This window comes from Pseudomonas sp. GW821-FHT07E12 (assembly GCF_058986605.1).
Genome location: NZ_JBYSVX010000011.1, coordinates 105,363 through 128,536 on the forward strand (window position 1 = coordinate 105,363; position 23,174 = coordinate 128,536).

Consider the following 23,174-nt stretch of genomic DNA (forward strand, 5'->3'; position numbering starts at 1 on the left):
TAGCCCGATGCCCTACTCGCCACTGCAACACCTAGCCCCCGACCTCGTCACCCGCGCCGCACGGATCCGCCTGGCGTGTTTCGACGTGGACGGCACGCTGACCGACGGCCGCCTGTACTACGACCATGCCGGCAACGAGAGCAAGGCCTTCAGCGTGCTCGACGGCCAGGGACTCAAGCAACTGGAAACCGCCGGCATCCACGTCGCCCTGATCACCGCGCGCCCCAGCCTGTCCGCCGAGAAGCGTGGCCAGGACCTGGGCCTGCACGTGCAGATCGGCGTGAAGAACAAGCGCCTGGCGGTGGAAGCCCTGTGCCGTGACCACGGCATCGCCATCGAAGACGTACTGTTCATGGGCGACGACCTGCCCGATCTGCCGGCGCTGCTGGCGGTGGGCCTGCCGGTCGCCCCGGCCAACGCACATCCCTGGATCGCCGAGCGCGTGCAATGGCATACCCGTGCCCGGGGTGGCGAAGGTGCCGCGCGCGAGGTCTGCGACGTGCTGCTGGCCGCGCAGGACAAGGTCGATGCCGTGATCGCGAGGTTCTCCGCATGAGCATGAGCTGGCGCAGCGTCCTCGGCTGGGTACTGCTGGCCGCCGCGATCCTGACCGGCTGGTCGGCATGGCGCCAGCACGAGCGTGCACCCGACGCCACCGTGGAAGACAACGGCGTGGACTACGTGCTGTACAACTTCGAGATGGCCGCGCTCGACAAGGACACCGGCAAGGTATCGGTGACCTTGCGCGCCCCGGAGATGCATCGCGATCGTGTCGACCTGATCTCGCACATCACCACGCCGCTGTTCCTGATCCCGGACAACAACGACCAGGAATGGACGCTGCGCTCCAAGACCGGCTGGCTCAGTCCCAAGGGCGAGGAACTGCGCATGCGCGAGAACGTGATGGGCGACAGCCCTACCACCAGTGGTATTGCGCCGACCACGTTCCGTACCGAGAGCCTGGACGTGTTCCCGAAGCAGAACCTGGCCAAGACCGCCGCGCTGGTGACCATGACCCGGCCCGGTATCATGCAGACCGGTGTCGGCTTCGAAGCCGACCTCAAGTCCCAGCAGTACCAGCTCCTTTCACAGGTCAAGACCCGTTATGAACCGAATGCCGCCAAGAATGTCGCCCGCTAGGCTCGCGTTGCTTGCGCTGCTCGCGTTGGCGCTGCCCACGGTCGCCTTCGCCAAGACGACCGACCGTGACCTGCCGATGACCATCGATGCCGCCAACCAGAGCGGCAGCATGCTCGGCGACAACGGCAAAGTGCGTTACACCGGCGACGTGGTGATCATCCAGGGCACCCTGGAGATCCATGCCGACACCGCCGACATCTTCCAGAAGGACGGCCAGGCCGACCGGATTTTCCTGACCGGCAAGCAGGCGACGCTGAAACAGCAGCTCGACGACGACACCTGGATGCACGGACGCGCCGACAACATCGAGTACCAAGTCAGCCAGGACACCGTGATCCTGACCGGCAACTACTACGTTGAATCGGTCAAGGGCACCAACGTCGGCCAGCGCATGGTCTACAACACCAAGACCGGCGACATGCAGAGCGGCGGCGACGGCTCGCGCGTGCGCACCGTGATCCAGCCCAAGACCAAGCCGGCCACGACCACGCCAGCGACCACGCCCAAACCGGCCGCGCCGGCAGCCACCAAGCAGGAGAAGAACTGATGCTGGTCGCCACCGGCCTGCGCAAGCGCTACAAGCAGCGTGAAGTGGTGCGCGAGTTCGCTCTGTCGCTGGAAGCCGGCGAGGTGGTCGGCCTGCTCGGCCCCAACGGCGCCGGCAAGACCACCTGCTTCTACATGATCGTCGGGCTGGTCGAGGCCGATGCCGGCCGCATCGAGCTGGACGGCCGCGACATCACCGGCGAGCCGATGTACCGGCGCGCCAAGCTCGGCGTCGGCTACCTGCCGCAGGAACCGTCGGTGTTCCGCAAGCTCAGCGTGGCCGACAACATCCGCCTGGTACTGGAGCTGCGCGACGATCTCAACGACAGCGCCCGCGAAAAGGAACTGTCCTCGCTGCTGGACGAACTGCAGATCGGCCACGTCGCCGAACAGCTCGGCGCCAGCCTGTCCGGCGGCGAGCGCCGACGCGTGGAGATCGCGCGCGCGCTGGCGGCACGGCCGCGGCTGATGCTGCTGGACGAACCGTTCGCCGGCGTCGATCCGATCTCGGTCGGCGAGATCCAGCGCATCGTCACCCACCTCAAGGAACGCGGCATCGGCGTGCTCATCACCGACCACAACGTGCGTGAAACCTTGGGAATCTGTGACCGCGCGTATATCCTCGCCGAGGGTGCTGTCCTCGCGCAGGGGTCGCCGGACGACATCCTCGCCAATCCGGACGTGCGCCGCGTCTATCTGGGAGAGACCTTCCGGCTCTAGCCCCGCGGCTGTCGCCCGGCGTTCCACCACACGGGTCCGACATGAAGGCACGGCTGCAGACATCGATGGGGCAACAGTTGGTCATGACGCCGCAGTTGCGTCAGGCCATCCGCTTGCTGCAGATGTCCGCCGCCGAGCTGGAGCTGGAAATCGCCGAAGCGGTGGAGACCAACCCGCTGCTGGAGTGGATCGAGGACGCCGCGCCCTCACTGGATCGCGACACCTCCGAGCCCGGTCGCGATGCCGAGACCGCCTCCCAGCAGGAGGAGAGCCGCGACGAAGAGTGGCTGCCCGACGAAACCGCCTGGACCGCCACGTCTGGCGGCCATGACGATGACGATCAGGGCAGCGCGGCCGAGCGCGTGGTCGAACCGGAAACACTGCCCGACCATCTGCTCTGGCAGTTGCATCTCAGCCACCTGTCCGCGCGCGACCGCCGCATCGGTGCAGCGCTGATCGACGCGCTCGAAGACGACGGTTACCTGCGCGAACCGATCGCAACGATCACCGAGACACTCGCCGCCGAGTTCCGCGCCGACGAGGACGAAATCCTCGCGGTACTGCACCAGATCCAGCGCTTCGACCCGGTCGGCGTGGCCGCACGCACACTCGGCGAATGCCTGACACTGCAGTTGGACGTACTCCCCGCCGACACGCCCGGGCGCGAGTTGGCGCGGCAGATCGTCGCCGGCCCGCTCGACCGGCTGCCACGCGTCGGCATTCCCGGCCTGGCCCAGGAGCTGAAGCGCCCACTCGACGAGGTCGAACAGGCCGTACAGCTGGTGCGCTCGCTCGATCCGCGCCCCGGCAAGCAGATCGGCGAACTGGCCGCCGACACCTATGTGACGCCCGATTGCGTGATCTGGCGCCAGCGCGGCGTCTGGCGGGCGGCCCTCGCTGGCCGTTCGCAACCGAAGATCACCATCCACCGCGGCTATGAGCAGATGATCCGCCGCTGCGGCGAAGCCGATGCCGGCTACCTGCGCAGCCACCTGCAGGAAGCGCGCTGGCTGCTGAAAGGCCTGGAGGCACGCGGCGAGACCTTGCTGCGGGTAGTGCGCTGCCTGCTCAAGGAGCAGGCCGGGTTCCTGGAGTTCGGCGAGCAGGCACTGCGGCCGCTGACCCTGCGCGAGATCGCCGGCGAACTGGGGCTGCACGAATCGACCATTTCCCGGGCGATCGCCCGCAAGTACGTGCGCACCCCGCGTGGAACCATCCCGCTGCGTGCCTTCTTCGCCTCCGGCATCGATACCGACAGCGGCGGCGAAGCCTCCAGCACGGCCATTCAGGCAATGATCCGGCGCCTGATCGAGGCCGAAAACCCGCGCAAGCCGTTATCTGACGCCAAGCTGGCTGATCTGCTGAAAACCTCCGGCGTGCCAGTAGCGCGCCGCACCGTGGCGAAGTATCGTGAGGCCATGAACATTTCCGCCTCCCACGAGAGAGTACGGATCGCCTGACACCCTCCGTCGGCGACGGGAAGTTCATTGGCCCACCGAACCAATGGAGGTATCCGATGCGTATCGAGACGTATGGCCAGCAAGTTGAAGTCACCCCCGCCCTGCGCGAATACGTGGAGACCAAGCTGCAACGCCTGCAGCGGCATTTTGACCAGCACTGCGAAGTCCGCACCCAGCTGGCGCTGAAGAAACCCGACCACCACGTCGTCGCCACCGTCAATCTTCCCGGACGAACGCTGCATGCCGACGCCAGTGCGCCGACCATGTACGCCGCCATCGACCTGCTCGCCGACAAGCTCGACCGCCTGGTACTCAAGCACAAGGAAAAGAAACAGGACCACCACGCCCGCGAGGTGCGCGACAATCAGGCCTGATCCGTCCTGCCTGATCCCAGCATGCTCCTGACTCAGCTGATGGCGGCCGTGCGCACCGTGGTGTCGCCGGCCGCCGACCGCGAAAGCGTATTGAATCTGGCGGCCGACCTGTTGGCCTGCCGCCAGGCGGGCAGCGAAGAACTGCTTTCCAGCCTGCGCGAGCGCGAAGCGCTCTGCAGCACCGCGATCGGCCATGGGATCGCCATCCCGCACGGGCGCTGCCCCTGCCTGAGCGAACCACGCGGCGCATTGATCCGGCTGCAACAGCCGATCGACTTCGGCGGCGCCGAACCGGTCGACCTGCTGTTTGCGATGGCCGTCCCCGGCCACTACACCCACGAGCACCTGGTGCTGCTATCGGAGCTGGCCGAGCATTTCTCCGATCCGGCCTTCCGCGACGGGCTGCGCCAGGCGCCCGACGAGGCCGCGCTGCTGAAACTGCTTTCCACCCACACTCCGCCCCAGGCCAGCGCCGCATGAATACCAGCATCACCGCCCGCGAACTGTTCGACCAGCAGCGCGAGAAGCTGAGCCTGCGCTGGCTCGCCGGCCAGAAGGGCGAGAGCCGCGAGCTGGAGGCCGGCGGCACCAACGCGCGCCGACCATCGCTGGCCGGCTACCTCAACGCGATCTATCCGAACAAGGTGCAGATCCTCGGCACCGAGGAGCTGACCTGGCTGGATTCGCTCGACTCGCGCCAGCGCTGGGAGACGATCGAGAAGATCGTCCAGTACCACCCATTGGCGCTGGTGATCAGCAAGAACCAGGCCTGCCCGGAAGACCTGCGCGCGGCCGCCGACGAGGCCAACATCCCGCTGTGGGTCTCACCCAAGCGCGGCCATGAACTGCTCAACCACCTGTCCTACCACCTGGCGCGCACGCTGGCGCCACGGGTCACGCTGCACGGCGTGTTCATGGAGATCTACTCGATCGGCGTGCTGATCACCGGCGAAGCGGGTTCGGGCAAGAGCGAGCTGGCACTGGAACTGCTCAGCCGCGGTCATCGGCTTGTCGCCGACGACGCGCCAGAATTCACCCAGATCGCCCCGGACGTGCTCGATGGCACCTGCCCCGAGCTGCTGCAGGACCTGCTGGAAGTGCGCGGCCTGGGTGTGCTGAACGTGCGCGACATGTTCGGCGACACCGCCGTCAAGAAGAACAAGTACCTGCGCCTGATCGTGCACCTGACCAAGCCGATGACCGAACCCACCCCACATGGCTACGAGCGCCTGACCGGCGACTCCGGCACCCGCCACGTGCTGGACCTGGACGTACCGCTGATCACCTTGCCGGTGATGCCCGGCCGCAACCTGGCGGTGCTGACCGAGGCCGCCACCCGCCTGCACATCCTGCGCACCAAGGGCATCGACCCGGCTGCGATGTTCATCGCCCGCCACAGCAACCTGCTGGAGCGGCGCCACCCATGACGCCGAACGGCTCCACCCTGGTGATCGTCAGCGGCCTGTCCGGCTCGGGCAAGTCGGTGGCGCTGAAGACCTTCGAGGATCTGGATTACTACTGCTCGGACAACCTGCCGGTCGAACTGCTGCCGGATTTCGTGCGCAGCCGTCTGGCCGGCGACACCCTCGGCGACCAGCGCCTGGCGGTCGGCATCGACGTGCGCAGCCGCAGCGACCTGTCGCAGCTGACGCAGTGGCGCGAGCGCGCCCAGCAGTACGGCATCGAAGCGCGCCTGCTGTTCTTCGACGCCACCGACGAGGCCCTGCTCAAGCGTTATGCCGATACCCGCCGTCGCCATCCGCTCAGCCACCTCGGGCTGTCGCTGCCGGAGGCGATCGCGCGCGAGCGCGTGCTGACCGCGCCGCTGCGCGAGCAGGCCGATGCAGTGATCGATACCTCCACGCTCAACGTGCACCAGTTGCGCCGGCGCGTGATCACCGAGTTCGCGCTCAGCCAGGACGACGGCAAGCTGTCGCTGCTGTTCGAATCGTTCGCCTACAAGCGCGGCGTGCCGGCCGAAGCCGACTTCGTGTTCGACGCGCGGGTGCTGCCGAATCCGCACTGGGAGCCAGAGCTGCGCCCCCTCACCGGCCGTGATGCCGGCGTGCGCGACTACCTGGAGCAGCAACCGGAGGTCGTGCGCTACGTCGAGCAGATCACCGACCTGCTCGACACCTGGCTACCGCGGCTGCGCAACGACACCCGCAGCTACGTGACCATTGCCTTCGGCTGCACCGGCGGCAAGCACCGCTCGGTCTATCTCGCCGAGCGCCTGGCCCGGCACACCCGCGAGCAGGGCTGGCCGGAAGTGGCCACCTTCCACCGCGAACTCGACTGATGTGAAGGCCGTCGCCTTCTCATCGGGGCGACGCAGTCGATCTCAAGAGTGGTCCACGCGGGCCGGTGAATCCCGCGTCAAAACGCCTGCAAACGCTATCGTCCCGTCACGCGGACCTGTTAACGTTTCACCATGGCCTGTGGCATTCTCCTCATCACTCACCCTGGTATCGGTAGCACGCTGTTGAGCGTTGCGACCGGGTTGCTGCGGCAACTGCCGCTGAAGACCGAAGCCTTCGAAGTTCCGTTCGATGCCGACCTCGATGACCTGCTTCCGCAGGCATCGGCTGCACTGCGACGGGTCGACGCGGGCGACGGTGTACTGGTCATCACCGACCTGTACGGCGCCAGCCCCAGCAACCTCGCCCGGCGCGTTGCGCAGTTGGGCACGCCGGTCCGGCGCGTCTCCGCGCTGAGCCTGCCGATGCTGCTGCGGGTGATGAACTACCCGGAACAAGGACTGCAAGACCTGCCCGCCACTGCGGCGGCGGGCACCCGCAACGGAGCGATCATCGACGATGCTTGAACGCGAACTCACCGTATCCAACCGCCTCGGACTGCACGCCAGGGCCACCGCCAAACTGGTGCAGACCCTGTCCTCGTTCCGCTGCAGCGCCACGCTCGCGGCCAAGGGGCGCGAGGTGAATGCCAAGAGCATCATGGGGGTGATGCTGCTGGCCGCCGGCCAGGGCACGCCGGTGACGGTGCGTGTGGACGGCGTGGACGAGGTGCAGGCGCTGGACGCTCTGGTCGCCCTGTTCGAACGCCGCTTCGACGAGGACAGCTGAGCATGGCCGGCAGCGGTCCCGTCCCGGCCGATGCCTGCCAATTGCCCGCCTGCGAAGGTCGGGCATGAGCCTGCGCCTGCGCGGCCACGGCGCCTCACGCGGCAGCGCGCTCGGACGCGCCCGCGTACGCCTGCCGCATGCGCTGGAAGTCAACGAACAACGCATTCCCGCCAGTCGCGTCGAAAGTGAACTGGAACGGCTGCATCGCGCGGTCGAACTGGCACGCGACGAGATGCACCAGCTGCGCGAGCGCCTGCACGGCGCACTGGCGCGCGAGGTCGGCGAGTTCCTCGATCTGCACGCACTGCTGCTCGACGATCCGGAACTGCTGTTCGGTCTGGACGAGCTGATCCGCACCGGCCGTTACAGCGCCGACTACGCGCTGCGCCTGCAACGCGACCGGCTCGCGGCGGTATTCGACGGCATGGAGGACGCCTACCTCAAGAGCCGGATGGACGACCTCGACCACGTCATCGGCCGCATCCACGCCTTCCTGCAGAAGCGCCAGCCCGGCGTGAAGGGCGTGGCCGGCGAGATCCTGGTCAGCGACAACGTCGCCCCGTCCGAACTGGCGCAACTGCAGTCGCAAGGCGTGGTCGGCATCGTCACCAGCGCCGGCAGCGCACTCTCGCACAGCGCGATCCTGGCACGCAGCCTGCACCTGCCGCTGGTGGTCAGTGCTGCCGACGCGCTGCAGAAGATCAACGATGGCGACGTGCTGATCGTCGACGCCGGCAGCGGCCAGGTGATCGTCGATCCGACCCCGGCCGACCTGCGCGACTACCGCGAGCGCCTGCGTGATCTGGCCAAGGAGCAGCGCGAACTCGGCCGGCTGCGCTCCAAGCCGACCCGCACCCGCGACGAAGTCGACATCACCCTGCTGGCCAACGCCGAATCCGCCGAGGACGTCGCGCGCGCACATGCGCTAGGTGCCAGCGGACTGGGCCTGTATCGCACCGAGTTCCTGTTCCTGCAACGCAACGAGTTGCCGGACGAGGAGGAACAGTTCGAGTGCTACCGCGACGCCGTGCTCGGTATGAGCGGCCGCCCGGTCACGATCCGCACCCTCGACCTGGGCGCCGACAAGGCTGACCGCACCGGGCTGGTACTCGGCGACGAAGAAAACCCGGCGCTCGGCCTACGCGGCGTACGCCTGATGCTGGCGCGGCCGGCGGTGGCCAAAGCCCAGCTGCGGGCGATCCTGCGCGCCTCCGGCTATGGCCCGGTACGGATCCTGATCCCGATGGTCAGCGTGCGCGAGGAGATCGTGCAGCTACGCCGCCAGATCAAACGCCTGACCACGCAGTTGCGCGAGGAAGGTCACGAGATCGCCGAGCACGTACCGCTCGGCGCGATGATCGAAGTGCCGGCCGCTGCATTGGCGCTGGAGACCTTCATCGACAAGGTCGACTTCCTGTCGATCGGCACCAACGATCTGGTGCAGTACCTGATGGCAGTGGATCGCAACCACGAGGGCCTTGGCGACCTGTACTCGCCCCTGCACCCGGCGCTGCTGCGCGTGCTGGCGCAGGTGATCGCCACCGCGCAGGCCCACGACACCCCCGTAGCCGTATGCGGCGAAATCGCCGGCGACCCGCGCCTGGTCCCGATGCTGCTCGCACTGGGCCTGCGCGAATTCAGCCTGCACCCGGCCACGCTACTGGAAGTCCGCCGCGCGATCCGCGATCGCCACCTGGGCAAGCTGCACGCACTTGCCCCGAAGCTGCTGCGCGCACGCGACCGCAAGGACATCGAGAAGTGGCTGGAGAAGGTGGCGGTGGGCGACCCGGCCTAGGGTCAATCGAGACTCAGGCGGACATTCACAGCCAGCCGGTTGCCGTTGCCGTTGCCGTTGCTCGTGATTTTGCCTTTGCAGTTGCCTTGGACTTTGACCTTCCCGGGCCCCCATCCGCAGCGACGGAGCCAGCGGGAATAACCCGAAGGGCGACGTGCATGGATGCACGTCGTTTTCTGCCGCGGCATGGATGCCGCGTCAGAAAATCCCGCTGGCGCAGTGGACCCGTAGCGCAGCGGAGGGCGCGAGGACTGGGGCGTGCTTTCTTTGGGTTACGTTTCTTTGCACGAGCAAAGAAAGGTGACTCGCTCCGAAGGAGCGAAAGCCTTGGCTGTTGCTGTTGCTGTTGCTGTTGCCTTCAACAGCAAATCAAACACAAGAGCTGCGGAGCAAGCTCCACTCTACGAGTCGCTGACGTCTGCACGAACGTCCATGGATCCCCGCGTACGCAGGGATGACGGTAGATAGATACCGGGTGCCGGAGAAATGGCGGAAGTCGCTGAGTCCCAGCTTGCGCGGAGACCACGGTAGAGAGACCGCGTGAAAAAGGAACGCATGATCATCGTGACCACCATCAGCAACCCCCTCCCATCACCGCATCAACATGACCGCACAATGACGTAAACCCCATAGAAATATCGACTTTCCACCCACCGCACCCTGTGCGCCACCCACGCCCGCAAGCGATAATGCCCCGCTGACCACCTGCACTGCCGCATCTTCCCGGAGCAGTGTCACCACCCGAGGAGCTGCGCATGGCCGAGGCCGTCCGTCACGACAAGACCGCGCGGCAACTGCGACTGCTGTCGGACGCACTCGACAGCGGCCGCCTGGGCCCGGTCCGGCGCCTGGTCAACACGCTCTCGCCGGCCGAGATCGGCAACCTGCTCGAATCGCTGCCGCCGGGCAAGCGCGAGGTGGTGTGGGGCCTGGTCGATGCCGAAGACGACGGCGAGGTGCTGCTGCACGTCGGCGAGGAGGTGCGCGAGAGCCTGATCGCCGACATGGACCCCGACGAAATCGTCGCGGCGGTCGAAGACCTGGACATCGACGACCTCGCCAATCTGGTCGAGGACCTGCCGGACACCGTCATCGACGAAGTCCTCAAGTCGATGGACCGCGAGAACCGCGAGCGCCTCGAACAGGTCCTGTCCTACCCGGAGGACAGCGCCGGCCGCTTGATGAACCCGGACGTGGTCACCGTGCGCGCCGACGTCAACGTCGACGTGGTGCTGCGCTACCTGCGCCTGCGCGGCGAGCTGCCCGACCACACCGATCACCTGTACGTGGTCAGCCGTCGTCACCAGTACCTGGGCCGGGTCTCGCTGGCCGCGCTGGTCACGCACGAGAGCAATACGCCGATCAACCGTCTGGTCGACGACGAGCAGCCGGCCATCGATGTCGGCGAGGGGGCGCAGGAAGTCGCCCGCCAGTTCTCCGACCACGACTGGATCTCCGCGCCGGTGGTAGACGACAACAACATCCTGCTCGGCCGCATCACCATCGATGACGTGGTCGACATCATCCGCGAGCAGGCCGAGCACCAGGCGATGAGCGCGGCCGGCCTGGACGAGGACGAGGACATGTTCAGCCCGGCCCGGCGCGCGTTCCGGCGTCGCCTGCTGTGGCTGTCGGTCAACCTGGGCACGGCGTTCATCGCCTCCAGCGTGGTCAGTGAATTCGAGGCCACCATCGCTCAGTTGGTGGCGCTGGCGGCGCTGATGCCGATCGTCGCCGGCATGGGCGGCAACGCCGGCACCCAGGTGCTGGCGCTGATGGTGCGCGGCCTGGCGCTGGGGCAGATCGGCGCCTCCAACGTGATGCCGCTGCTGAAGAAGGAGATGACCGTCGCGCTGATCAACGGCGTGGTCCTGGGTGTCGGCCTCGGGCTGATCGTGCTGGCCTGGTTCAAGCAGCCGATGCTGTCGCTGGTGATCGGCTCGGCGCTGACGATCAACCTGTGTACCGCCGCGTTCGGTGGCGTGCTGGTGCCGATCACGCTCAAGCGGCTGGGCTTCGATCCGGCCCTGGCCGGCGGCGTGATCCTGACCACGCTGACCGATGTGATGGGCTTCCTGAGTTTCCTCGGCCTGGCCACGTTGATCCTCCTCCATTGAGAGCGTGTGTCGAAAAGGCAAAACTCATGGCTCGACTGACACAGATTGCGTGAGGCTGAACGCCTTCGCCCATGCGTGTACCCGTCGGCACGATGGCCCTCCATACTCGGCCAATCCCGCCCCACGGTATGCCGCATGATCCATCGCCTTGGCCTGCTTCTCGCTGCCACGCTTTCGCTGGGCGGATGCATCTCCATGCCCGACAGCACCGATCCTGCGCACGGCCACTTCGTCCGCCGGGAAATGCAGTTCGAAGGCCGCGACTACCGCTACGAAGTGTTCGTGCCGGCCGCCTCGGCAGCGCAACCCGCGCCGATCGTGTTGTTCCTGCACGGCTCGGGCGAACGTGGCGACGATGGCCACGATCAGACCACCGCCGGCCTCGGCCCCTACCTGCGCCGGCATGCAGACAGCTTCCCCGCCCTGGTGGTGTTCCCGCAGGTACCTGACGACGAGGCCTGGAGCCATCGCAATGCGCGCATGGCGCTGGCGACGCTGGATGCCGCCAGCCAGGAGTTCGGTGCCGATCCCAAGCGCACCTACCTCACCGGCATATCGATGGGCGGCTACGGCACCTGGGAAATCGCCCTGCAGCATCCGCAGCGCTTCGCCGCGCTGGTGCCGGTCTCCGGTGCACTGACCTCGCCGGACGATGATGACGAACCGATCTTCGTCAGCGGCGTCACCGAGGAGGCCGATCCCTACAGTGCGCTCGCCAAGCGTCTGCGGCATGTGCCGACCTGGGTGTTCCATGGCGCGCAGGACGACGTGGTGAAGCCGCAGGACGACCGCCAGATCTACCTGGCCGCGCGCAAGATCGGCGCGCGCATCCGTTACACCGAATACCCCCGCGGCAATCACAACGTCTGGGACGTCACCTACGCCAACCCGGCGGTGTGGACGTGGATGTTCGGCCAGCAATTGCGCTGAGCAGGCCCATGCCTGTGCCTGGACCTCACTGAGACTCCGTTCGGCTTGTGAGTGGTTGGAGCCTGGGCGGAGCAGGCTCTGCTCTACGGACTGAGCTTTATCGGTGACGCCTCAGCGGAGCGAGCTTCGCTCTACGTGACGTGTCGGATGCGTCGTGCGATTTCGCTGACCACCGCGATTGCCGCGGTCAGCATCGCCATCGAGACGAACTGCGTGCGCGTATCCGGGGTCACCACCAGCAGCACGAACACCAGCGCCAGCACCGCCAGCCCGATCAACGTCAGCGCCGGGTAGCCACGCATCCGGAACGGCAGCGGCGTCCCGGCACGGTCGGCACGTGCACGCAGCACCAGTTGCGACAGCAGCGAGATCGTCCACACCAGCAAACAGGTGGCACCGACGATGTTGAGCAGCACGTTGAGCACCTTGTTCGGGTACACCAGCTCCAGTACCGCGGCGATGAAACCGAACAGCACGCTGGCCAGCACCGCCGGCACCGGCACGCCACGATGATTGGCATGACCGAGCACACCCGGTGCCTCGCGCCGCTGCCCCAGCGAGAAGATCATCCGCGAGGCGCCATAGAGATTGGCGTTGAGCGCCGAGAGCAGCGCGATCACCGCGATCAACGTGATCGCCGTGGCCGCGCCAGGAATGTTGGCGACCTGCAACACCGCCGCGAACGGCGAGGACAGCGCCGGGCTGTTCCACGGCACCACCGCGATGATCACGCTCAGCGAGCCGATGTAGAACACCAGGATGCGCCAGGCCACGGTGCGGATCGCACGCGCCAGGCTGCGCGAGGGATCGTCGGTCTCGGCCGCGGCCACCGCCACGATCTCGGTGCCGCCGAAGGCGAACACCACCACCAGCAGCGCCGCGCCGATCCCGGCCAGTCCATTCGGCGCGAACCCGCCGGCAGCGGTGAAATGCGAGAAGCCGGGCGACGGCACGTTCGGCAGCCAGCCGGCCAGCAGCGCGATGCCGATCAGGATGAAACCGAGGATCGCCGCGACCTTGAGGATCGCGAACCAGAACTCGAACTCGCCGAAGTTGCGCACGCCCAGCAGGTTGATCGCGGTGAACACCGCCATGAAGGTCACGGCCGCGGCCGACACCGGCAGCCCCGGCCAGACCGTCGCCAACAAGCTGGCCGCGCCTACCGCTTCGGCCGCGATCACCACCACCAGTTGCAACCACCAAAGCCACCCCACGGTCGCGCCGGCGGTCGCGCCCAGCGCATCGGCGGCGTAGACCGAGAACGCACCGCTGGTCGGATTGGCAGCGGCCATCTCGCCAAGCGCGTTCATCACGATGATCACCAGCGCGCCGGCGACGAGGTACGAAATCAGCACCGCCGGCCCGGCCGCGTGCACGCCGACACCGGAGCCCAGGAACAGACCAGCGCCGATCGCGCTGCCCAGTCCCATCATGATCAGCTGGCGTGGTTTGAGCGCATGGCCCAGCGTCGCCGGGGAGAAAGCATCGGTGGCGGGAGGATTCGGCATCGTGGACAGGGACCGGGCGGAAACGCCACAAGATACCTGTTCATGCGGGCCGCTGCCTTGTTGCGCAGCGGCGATCGGACGGTGGGCCGCTCAGGCGCAGTCGCGCGCGGCCTCGCAGTCCGGCACGTCCGCGTCCTGGCGCGCGGCGATCCACCACACCACCAGCCCGGCCAGCGCGGTGGCCGCGCCCACGTACCCGGTCGAGGTCCAGCCCAGGCCGGCCGCCACGGCCATGCCGCCCAGCCACGGGCCGAGCGCATTGGCGATGTTGAAGGCCGAATGGTTGGAGGCCGCCGCCAGCGTCTGCGCTTCTCCCGCCACATCCATCAGATGGATCTGCAGCGCCGGCCCCACCGCCACCATCGAGCCCACCAGCACGGCACCGATCAACACCGTCCACAGCGAAAGCGCCATTACCGGGAACAGCAGCAGCACCAGCACCGACCAGATCAGGATCAGCGCGATCGCGCGGAACTGGAACCGGTCGAACAACCAGCCGCCGATCTGCCCGCCGATCACCCCGCCCAGGCCGAACGCCGCCATCCCCACCGGGATCCAGTGCGCGGACACCCCGGTCACCTGTGTCATCGTCGGCGCGAGGTAGCTGAAGACGCAGAACATGCCGGCAAAGCCAATCGATCCCAACAACATCGCCAGCCACACCGGCTTGCGGTTGAACGCTTTCAGCTCGCGCAACGGCTGCTGCGGGATCTCGGAAGGGTCATCCGGCAGGAAGCGCGCCACCAGCACCACCGTCAGCACCGCCAGCAATGCGACGAGGGCGAATGCGTAGCGCCAGCTCAGCAACTGCCCCAGCCAGGTCGCCAGCGGATTGCCGACCAGCATCGCCAGCGTCAGCCCGAGCATCACCCGCCCGACCGCGACCCCGCGCTGCTCGGGCCGGCTGATCGAAGCCGCCACCAGCGCCGCCACGCCGAAATAGGCGCCATGCGGCAGCCCGGCGATGAAGCGGAACAGCAGCATCACCGGGTAGCTCGGCGCCAGCGCGGTGGCCAGGTTGCCCAGGGCGTAGAAGCCCATCAACGCCAGCAGCAGCGGCCGCCGCCGCAGGCGTGCACCGAGGATCGCCAGCAGCGGCGCACCGACCACGACACCGATCGCATAGGCGCTGATCAGGTGGCCGACCTGCTGCTCGCTGATCGCCAAGCCGCGCACGATGTCGGGCATCAGCCCCATCGAGGCGAATTCGCTGGTACCGATGGCGAAGCCGCCCATCGACAGCGCGGACAGAATCAGGAAGTAAGCACGCCGCGACAGCGCGGGCGCTGACGAAACGGAGACGGGAATGGCGGTGGGGGCGGCCATGGCGTCGTCCTTGAAAGGAGGGAACGACGTAGCATTATCCCCGTTTATGCTGCACTGCACCACCCGCTCTGGGCCAGGCCTTCGCCGTGGACGCCCGGACACGCGATCTCGCTGCCCCGGGCGGGATTCCCGCGAGGGCGGCAGCGCCGTGGTCACGCCTGATCGAACTTCGGCATGGCATTCAGCGCTGCCGCCCCGTTGGGCAGAAGGTGTCGGCACACCGCGGGCACATCGATCGATGCACCTGCTCCCGCATCCCCCGCACACCTACGGCCTGCCTACCAACCACCCCCAAAGTGGTCGATCTCCGCTTCCAGGCGAGACGGTACGTAACCGCCTGCGCCGAGCGAGCTTGCCGTACATGCACGTCGATCCGTTACGTGTCGTTCCCTGTCATGCCGTCGCCCTCAATCCCCATTGAGTGCGAAGGCGCGCGAAGCATAGCGATGAAACATTGCATTGCAACACGCGCATGCATCGAATTACCGGACGCCATCACAGGTGGACGCGATGCGTCACTTGTACGCCCCCCCCTCATTGCGGGCGGAAGCGCAGCAGCAATACGCCGAAACCGACGAAGATCGCCCCGGTCACGCGGTCGAACCAGCGCCGCAACGCGGGCCTCGCCAGGTAACGACGCAGCGAGCCACCGCCCAGGCCGTACACCGCATACCAGAACAGCTCGCAGGCGGCGAAGGTCGCCACCAGCAGCGCGAACTGCGGCCATTGCGGCTGCCCCTGCACGACGAACTGCGGGAAAAACGCCGTGGCGAACAGCAGCAGCTTGGGATTGCTCAACCCGATCAGCAGGCCGCCCCGGAACAACTGCATGTTCGACATCGATGCGCTAACCGCCGGCTGGCCCACGTCCAGCGGTGCCTCGTCGCTGCGCCAGACCTTGATGCCCAGCCAGATCAGGTAGGCCGCGCCGAGATAGCGCAATATCTCGAAGACCTGCGGCGCCGCCAGCAGCACCGCGCCGAGCCCGGCCGCCGATGCCACCAGCACCAGCAACACCGCCAGCAGGCACCCGGCCATCGCCAGCACGCTCCTGCGTATCCCGAAACTCACGCTGCGTGTCATCACGTGCAACATGTTCGGGCCCGGTGTTCCGGACAGCACGAACACCGTCGCAAAGAACAACCACCAGGTATGCAGGTTCATCGAATGGCTCCGGCCGCAGCGACGCTCCATTCTGCGCACGCGACGCCGAGATGCAATGCCGGCGGCACCTCCCGGACAAACGAGCGCGCCGGCGTAGCCGATGCCCATCCCGGGACTGCAGGATCGCGTCCTGGCTATTGCCACACCGGATCACCTAGCGGAGAGTGCAACGCATGCCGGGCTTCCACCTGCGTCACGCCTCCCGGCATGGATGGTCACCGTTCTGCAATACCACCGATGTCACTCTGGTTTCGTAACCGCACGAGGTATCGATGACGACACTGCGCAGCTCCAAGGCCGTTCCACCCGGCCAGACCTACTCCAAACCGCGCGAAGACAAGCGCGTAGTCCACGAGCAGATCCAGAACCAGCTCGACGCCTTCGAACGTTCAGGCGGCCTGATCGAGAAACTCGGAAACACGCCGCTGCGCAAGTCAGCCTGACGCCGCTCCTCCTCCGCCCTGCAATTCCTTCGTCACCTCAGCCGGCCACGTTGCCGCTGTACTGAGGCCGCCTGATCCCAACAACAGCCCCCGCCGCGAAGGCGGGGGCTGTGCCGTCTCAGCGCGCGGCAACAACGTCCTGGGTGAAACGAAGCTTCGTTTCCCGGGGCGTTTCCTGGCGAGGCTCGGGTATGACCTGAGTCAGCTTGGCTCCCACCGCCGGACACCAGGCCAGGCACACGGCATACCGCACGTCGCAATCGCTCGCTCCGGACGCCACACAACTTTCATAAGCAGGAATGCACGTATCGCAATTAGGACGTGCCGAAGCCGACGACATCCCGAGGAAAACCGAGCAGCCCACGAATGCTGCCCCCATGACCTTCAGATGATTGGCAACCATCACAGATCTCCTTCAAGGCGAAATGCTCCGTCATTGGAGCGGTCGAAGCATCCCTCCAACACATCGCCCATGACCGGGCCGCGATCACATATCGCGCCCTCGGTTTCGTCAAAGACGTGACATGGACCGGGGAAGTAACGGGACTTCCCTCGGTCCGTCCCGCGTTCAGCCGACCACGTCGATCCGGTTGTTGCTGCGGTCGGCATCCGGCAGCTTGGCGTCTGGATCGAGCGTGATGTGCACGATCTTCTGCGTGGTCGGCACCCGCAGCTTCGGCGCGGCCTGCTGCAGCCATGCTTCCACCGGCACGCGGCGATCGAGGTGGCTGCCATCGGCCAGGTCGATGCGCAGCGTCGCCGGCATCACCAGCTTCTGCCGGCTGAGCAGCGTGATCAGCACGCCCTTGGCCGGGTCGTGCTCGACGTACTCGGCCGAGGCCACGCCCATGTCCAGCTGCCAGTTGTTGAAGTACCAGCCGCGCCACCACCACGACAGGTCCTCGCCGGCCTCGCTCTGCATCAGCCGGAAGAAGTCCGACGGCGTCGGGTGCTTGAAGGCCCAGGTCGCGATGTACTTGCGGAACGCGGCATCAAAACGCTCCGGGCCGAGGATCTGCTCGCGCAGCAGCACCAGCCCCAGCGCACCCTTGAAGTAGGTCAGCGGGTGACGGTACTTCTCGCTGATGGCGTCGGCCTGGTCCATCAGCGTCGGTGCGCTGGCATCGGCCAGCATCGGCAGGATTTCCTCGACCGGATTGCCGCCCTTCGGCGCGTATTCGTTGTCGCGCTTGGGCGCGTATTCGCCGTGGTTGAACGCGTCGGAGGCGTAGACGTCGATGAAGGTGTTGAAGCCTTCGTCCATGAACGCATGCCGGCGCTCGTTGGAGCCGACGATCATCGGGAACCAGGTATGGCCGATCTCGTGCGCGCTGATCCAGAACAGCGGCTTGCCGGTGTCCTCGTAGCCATCGAACACGATGCCCGGGTACTCCATGCCGGCACCGTAACCGCCGAGGTTGATCGCCGCCGGCCACGGGTACGGATACCACTGCGAGAAGTGCTCGACCACGCCCTTCACGTACTCGGTGGAACGCTTCCAGTTGTCGGCGCCTTCGACCGGATAGACCGACATCGCCAGCGATGATTTGCCGTCGGGCAGATTGATCCGTGCCGCATCCCAGACAAAGGTCGGCGAAGCGGCGAAGGCCACGTCGCGGGTGTGATCCATGTGGAAGCGCCAGGTCTGGGTACCGCTGCGGGTCGGCCGGCTGGCGGGATCGGTGACCTCTTCCGGCGTGCGGATCAGCACCGTGGACTGGCTGCTGCGGGCCTGCGCCAGCCGCTGCTGCTGGGTCGACGTCAGCACCTGCTGCGGGTTGGTCAGCTCGCCCGAGCCGACCACGAGCCAGTTCCACGGCACGGTGACGGCGTAGTCGAAGCTGCCGTACTCGAGGTAGAACTCCGAGCCGAGGTAGGGCTGCGTGTCCCATCCGCGCAGGTCGTCGTAGACCGCCATGCGCGGGTACCACTGCGCGACCTCGAAGATCTCGCCGTTCCTGGTCGGCGTCACCGCGGTGCGCCCGCCCCAGGTGCCGGGCACGGTGTAGGCATAGTTGATATGCAGCTTCAGCGCCTTGCCCTGGCCGGCCAGCGGCTGCGGCAGCGTGACCTGCATGCGGGTGTCATCGACCACGAACTTGACCGGCTGACGCTTGCCGGCCAGCTCGACTTCGACACTGGCGATGCGGAAGCCGTCGGTGGTCTCGTTCGCCCCGCGCTGCCGGTCGGCGCGCGCCGCGCGCACGTCGCGGGCGCGCGCGTCGGCACGGTAGATGTTCTGGTCCAGTTGCACCCACAGCACGTCGAGCGTGTCCGGGCTGTGGTTGGTATAGGTGATCGTCTCCTGTCCAGTCAGCGTGTGCGTGGCCGGGTCGATCGTGGCGTGCAGGTCGTAGTCGGCGCGGTTCTGCCAGAACATCGGCCCCGGCACACCGCCACCACTGCGGTAGGCGCTGGGCGCATCCGGCAGTTGCAGCGGGGCGAACAGCGCAAGTGGATCGAAGCCGTCCGTGGCAGAAATCGGCGCATTCGCGGCCGACGACGTGGTGGCAAGGGACAACATCACTGCAGCAGCCAAACCACCGGACAGCGATCGGATCATGGACATCACCGCACGAACAGGAGGGGGGATGCCGATCTTAGATCCTGTCATGCCCATTTGGATGAGAAGCATGCGTTGGTGGCGGCGTGGAGCCGCTTCCGCGTGCCGCACCGGTGGCCGACGCAAGCCGCGAGGTGTCGGTTGCTTGTTGCAGACGCCTGCACTTCCTCGGACCAGACACGCCTATCGAACCGGCCGGCACGTCATGCGACTCAGTGCTCGCCGGAGTGCGGGTCATCGGCGCCGAGATGTCCCAGCCCCAGTCCAGCGCCCATGCCGAGCCCGGCACCTCCCGCGGCACCGCCCATTCCACCACCTCCACCACCGGCACCCGCACTGCCGCCACTCTTGCCGCCGTCACCGCCTGCGCCCTTGCCAGCGCTTCCGGCTGTCCGCAGCGGACCTTGCTCGGGAATCTCCAACGACGCTGGAATCGGCTCCAGATCCAGCGCCTGCCGGATGAATTGCCGCAGCGACACCACCAACTCGTGGGTGCGCACCGGCTGCCCCGCCACCATGTCGCGTGCGGCGCGCGCCGCCAGTTCCACCTGGACTTCGGTGCCGAGCAGGATCACGTCGGACAACGCGGCTTCGACCGCGTCGCGGATCCGCCTGCGCCGCTCGGATGCCCATTCGGCCAGCAGCACCTCGCGCTCGGCAGCCGGGGCCTGCTCGGCACGTCGGCGCAAGTCACGGCGGTGCGATGGATCGACTTCCAGCTCGCCGGTAAACGAGCCGCCGAGCACCTTGTAGGCCGCGATCAGGGTCTTGAGCCGCTCGTTGATCTGGCGATTCTCGCGCTCGCGCCGGCGCTGGATCGTCTGCATGACCAGCATGCGGATACCGACCGCCACCAGCGAGACCAGCACCAGTCCCAGCAGCGTGCTGAGAACCGCGCTCCAAGAGCTGAAATCGAGGTTGCGCATGTGGGAACCGGGCAATGGGATTCCGCACAGGGTGGGTGAATCGGGCGTGGAGGTGATGCGAAAGATGGGTTGAAAGGATCGGGCCAACTCGACTGGCCACTTCCTGACACCCGGCAGGATTTCTCAGCTGACCACAAAACCGTCGTCCCCGCGAAGGCGGGGACGACGGTCGCTTTTTAGTCGGCAACTGACGCCAAGGGCCGAGCACTCAGACCCCGACGAACGCTCTGGCAGAGTCCGAGAGCGGCAAACGCTCGCGTTGCTCCAGGGCGTGTCATCCAGCAAGCAACCTCATCCAAGGATGTCGGCCACTCCAACTTCAACCCAACAACGTCTCCAACACTGCCATCCGCACCGCCACACCGTTGGCCACCTGACGCAACACGCACGACTGCGGGCCGTCGGCGACCTCGTCGGTGATCTCCACGCCCCGGTTGATCGGGCCCGGATGCAGCACGACCGCATCAGGCGCGGCACGACGCAAGCGCTCGGCGTTCAGGCCGTACTCCACGTGGTACTGCTCCAGCGACGGCACCAGCCCCTCCTCCATGCGCTCCCGCTGCAGGCGCAGCATCATCAGCGCGTCGGCACCTTCGAGCATCGCGTCGAAGTCCTCGCCGACCACGCAGCCTTGCAGCATGTCGGCATCCGGCAGCAGCGACTTCGGCCCGCACACGCGGATCTCGCCGGCGCCCAGCGTGCGCAGCGCATCCAGATCCGAACGTGCCACGCGCGAGTGTTTGACGTCGCCGACGATCACCACCTTCAGTTTCGAGAAGTCCGCGCCCTTGGTCTGGCGCAACGTCAGCATGTCGAGCAGGCCCTGGGTGGGATGCGCACTGCGACCGTCACCGGCGTTGATCAGCGCCGTGCCCTCGCCCGCCGCCGCGGCCAGGCGCTCGACCGCCCCATCCTCGGGATGGCGCACCACGAAACCGCGCACGCCCATCGCCTCCAGGTTCTTCATCGTGTCGCGATCGGTCTCGCCCTTGCGGGTGGACGAGGTCGAGGCGTCGAAGTTCAGCACGTCCGCACCGAGCCGCTGCGCCGCCAGCTGGAACGAGCTGCGGGTACGCGTGGACGGTTCGAAGAACAGCGTGCACACCGCGGTACCGGCCAGCACGCTGCGCTTGCCGACACGACCGACCGCGGCATCGCGGATCTGGCCGGCGCGATCGAGCAGTTGCAGCAAGGTGGCGCGCGGCAGGCCTTCCAGGGTCAGCAGGTGGCGCAGGCGTCCGTCCGAATCGAGTTGCATGGGAGTCATCACGTGAGGTCGGGAATCAGGGAAGAGGGGTGGCCTGGTCGGGCGCCGACAGCCAGCGCTCGACGATGACCGCAGCGGCCATCGCATCCAGCGCCTCGGCATCACGACGGCGCTTGCGGCCTTCGGCCCGCTCCTGGGCGAAACGGTGCGCGGCCTCGACCGAGCTGGAACGCTCGTCGACCAGCACCACCGGCAACCGATAGCGCTCGCGCAACTGGCGACCGAAGGCATGCGCACGCCGGCGCGCCGGCTGGTCCTCGCCGTCGAGCGTGAGCGGATCGCCGACCACCAGGCCGGTCGGGCGCCAATCCTTGTGCAGCCGGTCGAGCGTGGCCCAGTCTGGGCCGTCGCCACGCACTTCGATCATCGCCAGCGCCCTCGCGCCAAGCGCGCTGCCGATCGCCACGCCGATGCGTTTGGAGCCGACGTCGAAACCGAACACCGTGGCCTCGGGATGGATCGAAGACAGCTCAGGCATGTCCGCTGTAATCCGTCATCCGGAACAGGTCCACGCCGATACGCCTGGCCGCGGCCTGCCAGCGCTCATCCAGCGGCATGTCGAACAGCAGTTGCGCGTCGGACGGCGCGGTCAGCCAGCTGTTCTCGCCGATCTCGAATTCCAGCTGCCCGGTGCCCCAGCCGGCGCAACCGAGCGCGACGATGGCGTTGCGCGGACCGCGGCCTTCGGCCATGGCTTCGAGGATGTCGCGCGAGGTGGTCAGGTACAGCCCCTCGCTCACCTCCAGGCTGGAATCCCAGTCGCGTGCGTCGTCGTGGATCACGAACCCGCGCTCGGGATGCACCGGCCCGCCCGCCAACACGATCTGTTCGCGCAGTACCTCGTCGTCGGTGCCGATGCCCATCTGCGAGAGCACCTCGCCCAGGGTGTATTCGGACGCACGGTTGACCACCACGCCCATCGCGCCGCTGTCGTCGTGCTGGCAGATCAGCACCACACTGCGCGCGAAATGCGGATCGGACAGGGTTGGCAGCGCGATCAGCAACTGCTGGGTCAGATGGATGGGGGCCTCGGACATGCGCCTATTCTACGGGGCCACTGGTGGATGCGGGCACAGGCGTCCGTAGCGCCGAGCCTGCCCGGCTGAAGCGCTCCCGGCAAAGCCCCTGTCGAGCAGCTCGGCGCCACGAATCGCAGCCCCTACAATGGCCCGATGAGCGGATATTGCACGATCGCACCGGGCCACCCGGTGCACGACCACTACCACGGGCATGAGTACGGCTTTCCACAGCGCGAGGAGGCCGAACTGTTCGAGCGGCTGGTCCTGGAAATCAATCAGGCCGGACTGAGCTGGGAAACGATCCTGAAGAAGCGCGACGGCTTCCGTGCCGCCTATGCCGGCTTCAACGTCGATACGGTGGCGGCCTTCGGCGAGGACGACATCACCCGCCTGCTCGCCGATCCCGGGATCATCCGCAACCGGCTGAAGGTCCATGCGGCGATCCACAATGCCCAGGTGATCCAGCAGCTGCGTGAAACCCATGGAAGCTTCGCTGCCTGGCTGGACGCCCAGCATCCGTTGTCCAAGCCGGAATGGGTCAAGCGGTTCAAGAAGACCTTCCGCTTCACCGGCGGCGAGATCACCGGCGAATTCCTGATGAGCCTGGGCTACCTGCCCGGCGCGCATCACGCCGACTGCCCGGTGTACGCCCGCATCGCCAGGCTGGCCCCACCATGGATGCAGTCGCTTTTGTAGGAGCGGCTTCAGCCGCGATGGGGCTTTACCGGTAAAGCCCCTGTCTCTTCTACCCACCCGACGCTGCCGACGAATGTCCAACAGTGTAGATCTC

At 66.8% G+C, this 23,174-nt stretch carries 24 protein-coding genes; 16 read left to right on the forward strand and 8 right to left on the reverse strand.

All coding sequences use genetic code 11. The features are described 5' to 3' along the window. The first annotated feature begins 7 nt into the window (after window positions 1-7). The 14 genes from AC3WJE_RS08720 to AC3WJE_RS08785 all read left to right on the forward strand — a co-directional run bounded on the left by AC3WJE_RS08720 (window position 8) and on the right by AC3WJE_RS08785 (window position 12,168). Window positions 8-556 (forward strand): KdsC family phosphatase, encoded by a 549-nt coding sequence (locus AC3WJE_RS08720; protein ID WP_493730389.1) that lies wholly within the window; start codon window positions 8-10, stop codon window positions 554-556. Continuing rightward, window positions 553-1,140, forward strand: a complete 588-nt coding sequence (lptC, locus tag AC3WJE_RS08725; RefSeq protein ID WP_493730390.1) for an LPS export ABC transporter periplasmic protein LptC — start codon at window positions 553-555, stop codon at window positions 1,138-1,140. Before AC3WJE_RS08720 ends, lptC begins: the two co-directional genes overlap by 4 nt. After that, the gene (gene lptA, locus AC3WJE_RS08730) at window positions 1,127-1,687 is read left to right on the forward strand and encodes a lipopolysaccharide transport periplasmic protein LptA (RefSeq protein ID WP_493730391.1); all 561 of its coding nucleotides are present in this window, start codon (window positions 1,127-1,129) and stop codon (window positions 1,685-1,687) included. The genes lptC and lptA overlap by 14 nt, the downstream gene beginning before the upstream one ends. Beyond that, entirely contained in the window at window positions 1,687-2,406 is a 720-nt protein-coding gene (gene lptB, locus AC3WJE_RS08735; protein ID WP_493730392.1) for an LPS export ABC transporter ATP-binding protein, read from the forward strand. Before lptA ends, lptB begins: the two co-directional genes overlap by 1 nt. Window positions 2,407-2,447: 41 nt before the next feature. Then, window positions 2,448-3,866, forward strand: coding sequence for an RNA polymerase factor sigma-54 (locus AC3WJE_RS08740; protein ID WP_493730393.1), 1,419 nt, complete (start codon window positions 2,448-2,450; stop codon window positions 3,864-3,866). 56 nt (window positions 3,867-3,922) lie between these two features. After that, window positions 3,923-4,240, forward strand: a complete 318-nt coding sequence (gene hpf / locus AC3WJE_RS08745) for a ribosome hibernation-promoting factor, HPF/YfiA family (RefSeq protein WP_493730394.1) — start codon at window positions 3,923-3,925, stop codon at window positions 4,238-4,240. A 21-nt stretch (window positions 4,241-4,261) separates the two neighbouring features. Continuing rightward, on the forward strand, window positions 4,262-4,720 hold the full coding sequence (locus AC3WJE_RS08750) for a PTS sugar transporter subunit IIA (protein ID WP_493730395.1): 459 nt from the start codon (window positions 4,262-4,264) through the stop codon (window positions 4,718-4,720). After that, window positions 4,717-5,667: an HPr(Ser) kinase/phosphatase gene (gene hprK, locus AC3WJE_RS08755; protein WP_493730396.1), complete on the forward strand. Its 951-nt coding sequence runs from the start codon at window positions 4,717-4,719 to the stop codon at window positions 5,665-5,667. The genes AC3WJE_RS08750 and hprK overlap by 4 nt, the downstream gene beginning before the upstream one ends. Continuing rightward, window positions 5,664-6,539: an RNase adapter RapZ gene (gene rapZ, locus AC3WJE_RS08760; protein WP_493730397.1), complete on the forward strand. Its 876-nt coding sequence runs from the start codon at window positions 5,664-5,666 to the stop codon at window positions 6,537-6,539. Before hprK ends, rapZ begins: the two co-directional genes overlap by 4 nt. 132 nt (window positions 6,540-6,671) lie before the next feature. Continuing rightward, window positions 6,672-7,064, forward strand: coding sequence for a PTS sugar transporter subunit IIA (locus AC3WJE_RS08765; RefSeq protein ID WP_493730398.1), 393 nt, complete (start codon window positions 6,672-6,674; stop codon window positions 7,062-7,064). After that, on the forward strand, window positions 7,057-7,326 hold the full coding sequence (locus AC3WJE_RS08770; RefSeq protein ID WP_493730399.1) for an HPr family phosphocarrier protein: 270 nt from the start codon (window positions 7,057-7,059) through the stop codon (window positions 7,324-7,326). The genes AC3WJE_RS08765 and AC3WJE_RS08770 overlap by 8 nt, the downstream gene beginning before the upstream one ends. A 64-nt stretch (window positions 7,327-7,390) precedes the next feature. Continuing rightward, complete coding sequence (ptsP, locus tag AC3WJE_RS08775) at window positions 7,391-9,121, forward strand: phosphoenolpyruvate--protein phosphotransferase (protein WP_493730400.1); 1,731 nt, start codon at window positions 7,391-7,393, stop codon at window positions 9,119-9,121. A 755-nt stretch (window positions 9,122-9,876) separates the two neighbouring features. Next, entirely contained in the window at window positions 9,877-11,238 is a 1,362-nt protein-coding gene (mgtE, locus tag AC3WJE_RS08780) for a magnesium transporter (protein ID WP_493730401.1), read from the forward strand. Between the two features lie 195 nt (window positions 11,239-11,433). Then, entirely contained in the window at window positions 11,434-12,168 is a 735-nt protein-coding gene (locus AC3WJE_RS08785; protein ID WP_493730402.1) for a carboxylesterase family protein, read from the forward strand. A 131-nt stretch (window positions 12,169-12,299) separates the two neighbouring features. Here the strand turns inward: AC3WJE_RS08785 and AC3WJE_RS08790 are convergent, their stop codons facing one another. The 3 genes from AC3WJE_RS08790 to AC3WJE_RS08800 all read right to left on the reverse strand — a co-directional run bounded on the left by AC3WJE_RS08790 (window position 12,300) and on the right by AC3WJE_RS08800 (window position 16,166). Next, window positions 12,300-13,676, reverse strand: a complete 1,377-nt coding sequence (locus tag AC3WJE_RS08790) for an amino acid permease (RefSeq protein WP_493730403.1) — start codon at window positions 13,674-13,676, stop codon at window positions 12,300-12,302. A gap of 90 nt (window positions 13,677-13,766) precedes the next feature. After that, complete coding sequence (locus tag AC3WJE_RS08795; RefSeq protein ID WP_493730404.1) at window positions 13,767-15,002, reverse strand: MFS transporter; 1,236 nt, start codon at window positions 15,000-15,002, stop codon at window positions 13,767-13,769. A 534-nt stretch (window positions 15,003-15,536) separates the two neighbouring features. Beyond that, on the reverse strand, window positions 15,537-16,166 hold the full coding sequence (locus AC3WJE_RS08800; RefSeq protein ID WP_493730405.1) for a LysE family translocator: 630 nt from the start codon (window positions 16,164-16,166) through the stop codon (window positions 15,537-15,539). 272 nt (window positions 16,167-16,438) lie between these two features. On the opposite strand from AC3WJE_RS08800, the gene AC3WJE_RS08805 reads away from it, so the two are divergent. Beyond that, window positions 16,439-16,609 (forward strand): hypothetical protein, encoded by a 171-nt coding sequence (locus tag AC3WJE_RS08805; protein WP_493730406.1) that lies wholly within the window; start codon window positions 16,439-16,441, stop codon window positions 16,607-16,609. Window positions 16,610-17,177: 568 nt separating this feature from the next. Here AC3WJE_RS08805 and AC3WJE_RS08810 read toward each other — a convergent pair. From AC3WJE_RS08810 to AC3WJE_RS08830, 5 genes are all read right to left on the reverse strand, one after another. Then, a complete protein-coding gene (locus AC3WJE_RS08810) occupies window positions 17,178-19,172 on the reverse strand; it encodes a M1 family metallopeptidase (protein WP_493730407.1) in 1,995 nt (664 codons plus the stop codon). 212 nt (window positions 19,173-19,384) lie between these two features. Then, on the reverse strand, window positions 19,385-20,098 hold the full coding sequence (locus AC3WJE_RS08815) for a hypothetical protein (protein ID WP_493730408.1): 714 nt from the start codon (window positions 20,096-20,098) through the stop codon (window positions 19,385-19,387). Window positions 20,099-20,417: 319 nt separating this feature from the next. After that, entirely contained in the window at window positions 20,418-21,356 is a 939-nt protein-coding gene (locus tag AC3WJE_RS08820) for an aspartate carbamoyltransferase catalytic subunit (RefSeq protein WP_493730409.1), read from the reverse strand. 25 nt (window positions 21,357-21,381) lie between these two features. Continuing rightward, on the reverse strand, window positions 21,382-21,843 hold the full coding sequence (gene ruvX, locus AC3WJE_RS08825; RefSeq protein WP_493730410.1) for a Holliday junction resolvase RuvX: 462 nt from the start codon (window positions 21,841-21,843) through the stop codon (window positions 21,382-21,384). Then, window positions 21,836-22,402 (reverse strand): YqgE/AlgH family protein, encoded by a 567-nt coding sequence (locus AC3WJE_RS08830; protein ID WP_493730411.1) that lies wholly within the window; start codon window positions 22,400-22,402, stop codon window positions 21,836-21,838. Before AC3WJE_RS08830 ends, ruvX begins: the two co-directional genes overlap by 8 nt. Before the next feature lie 135 nt (window positions 22,403-22,537). On the opposite strand from AC3WJE_RS08830, the gene AC3WJE_RS08835 reads away from it, so the two are divergent. Continuing rightward, a complete protein-coding gene (locus tag AC3WJE_RS08835) occupies window positions 22,538-23,080 on the forward strand; it encodes a DNA-3-methyladenine glycosylase I (protein ID WP_493730412.1) in 543 nt (180 codons plus the stop codon). Window positions 23,081-23,174 lie beyond the last annotated feature (94 nt).

Coding starts and splice junctions, on each gene's coding strand:
- AC3WJE_RS08815 (WP_493730408.1), bottom strand. CDS start 20,098: ATGCGCAACCTCGATTTCAGCTCTTGGAGCGCGGTTCTCAGCACGCTG.
- AC3WJE_RS08765 (WP_493730398.1), top strand. CDS start 6,672: ATGGCCTGTGGCATTCTCCTCATCACTCACCCTGGTATCGGTAGCACG.
- AC3WJE_RS08805 (WP_493730406.1), top strand. CDS start 16,439: ATGACGACACTGCGCAGCTCCAAGGCCGTTCCACCCGGCCAGACCTAC.
- lptB (WP_493730392.1), top strand. CDS start 1,687: ATGCTGGTCGCCACCGGCCTGCGCAAGCGCTACAAGCAGCGTGAAGTG.
- AC3WJE_RS08810 (WP_493730407.1), bottom strand. CDS start 19,172: ATGATCCGATCGCTGTCCGGTGGTTTGGCTGCTGCAGTGATGTTGTCC.
- AC3WJE_RS08835 (WP_493730412.1), top strand. CDS start 22,538: ATGAGCGGATATTGCACGATCGCACCGGGCCACCCGGTGCACGACCAC.
- AC3WJE_RS08720 (WP_493730389.1), top strand. CDS start 8: ATGCCCTACTCGCCACTGCAACACCTAGCCCCCGACCTCGTCACCCGC.
- AC3WJE_RS08795 (WP_493730404.1), bottom strand. CDS start 15,002: ATGGCCGCCCCCACCGCCATTCCCGTCTCCGTTTCGTCAGCGCCCGCG.
- AC3WJE_RS08790 (WP_493730403.1), bottom strand. CDS start 13,676: ATGCCGAATCCTCCCGCCACCGATGCTTTCTCCCCGGCGACGCTGGGC.
- ptsP (WP_493730400.1), top strand. CDS start 7,391: ATGAGCCTGCGCCTGCGCGGCCACGGCGCCTCACGCGGCAGCGCGCTC.
- ruvX (WP_493730410.1), bottom strand. CDS start 21,843: ATGCCTGAGCTGTCTTCGATCCATCCCGAGGCCACGGTGTTCGGTTTC.
- hpf (WP_493730394.1), top strand. CDS start 3,923: ATGCGTATCGAGACGTATGGCCAGCAAGTTGAAGTCACCCCCGCCCTG.
- mgtE (WP_493730401.1), top strand. CDS start 9,877: ATGGCCGAGGCCGTCCGTCACGACAAGACCGCGCGGCAACTGCGACTG.
- AC3WJE_RS08750 (WP_493730395.1), top strand. CDS start 4,262: ATGCTCCTGACTCAGCTGATGGCGGCCGTGCGCACCGTGGTGTCGCCG.
- AC3WJE_RS08830 (WP_493730411.1), bottom strand. CDS start 22,402: ATGTCCGAGGCCCCCATCCATCTGACCCAGCAGTTGCTGATCGCGCTG.
- AC3WJE_RS08800 (WP_493730405.1), bottom strand. CDS start 16,166: ATGAACCTGCATACCTGGTGGTTGTTCTTTGCGACGGTGTTCGTGCTG.
- AC3WJE_RS08785 (WP_493730402.1), top strand. CDS start 11,434: ATGCCCGACAGCACCGATCCTGCGCACGGCCACTTCGTCCGCCGGGAA.
- hprK (WP_493730396.1), top strand. CDS start 4,717: ATGAATACCAGCATCACCGCCCGCGAACTGTTCGACCAGCAGCGCGAG.
- AC3WJE_RS08740 (WP_493730393.1), top strand. CDS start 2,448: ATGAAGGCACGGCTGCAGACATCGATGGGGCAACAGTTGGTCATGACG.
- lptA (WP_493730391.1), top strand. CDS start 1,127: ATGTCGCCCGCTAGGCTCGCGTTGCTTGCGCTGCTCGCGTTGGCGCTG.
- lptC (WP_493730390.1), top strand. CDS start 553: ATGAGCATGAGCTGGCGCAGCGTCCTCGGCTGGGTACTGCTGGCCGCC.
- rapZ (WP_493730397.1), top strand. CDS start 5,664: ATGACGCCGAACGGCTCCACCCTGGTGATCGTCAGCGGCCTGTCCGGC.
- AC3WJE_RS08820 (WP_493730409.1), bottom strand. CDS start 21,356: ATGCAACTCGATTCGGACGGACGCCTGCGCCACCTGCTGACCCTGGAA.
- AC3WJE_RS08770 (WP_493730399.1), top strand. CDS start 7,057: ATGCTTGAACGCGAACTCACCGTATCCAACCGCCTCGGACTGCACGCC.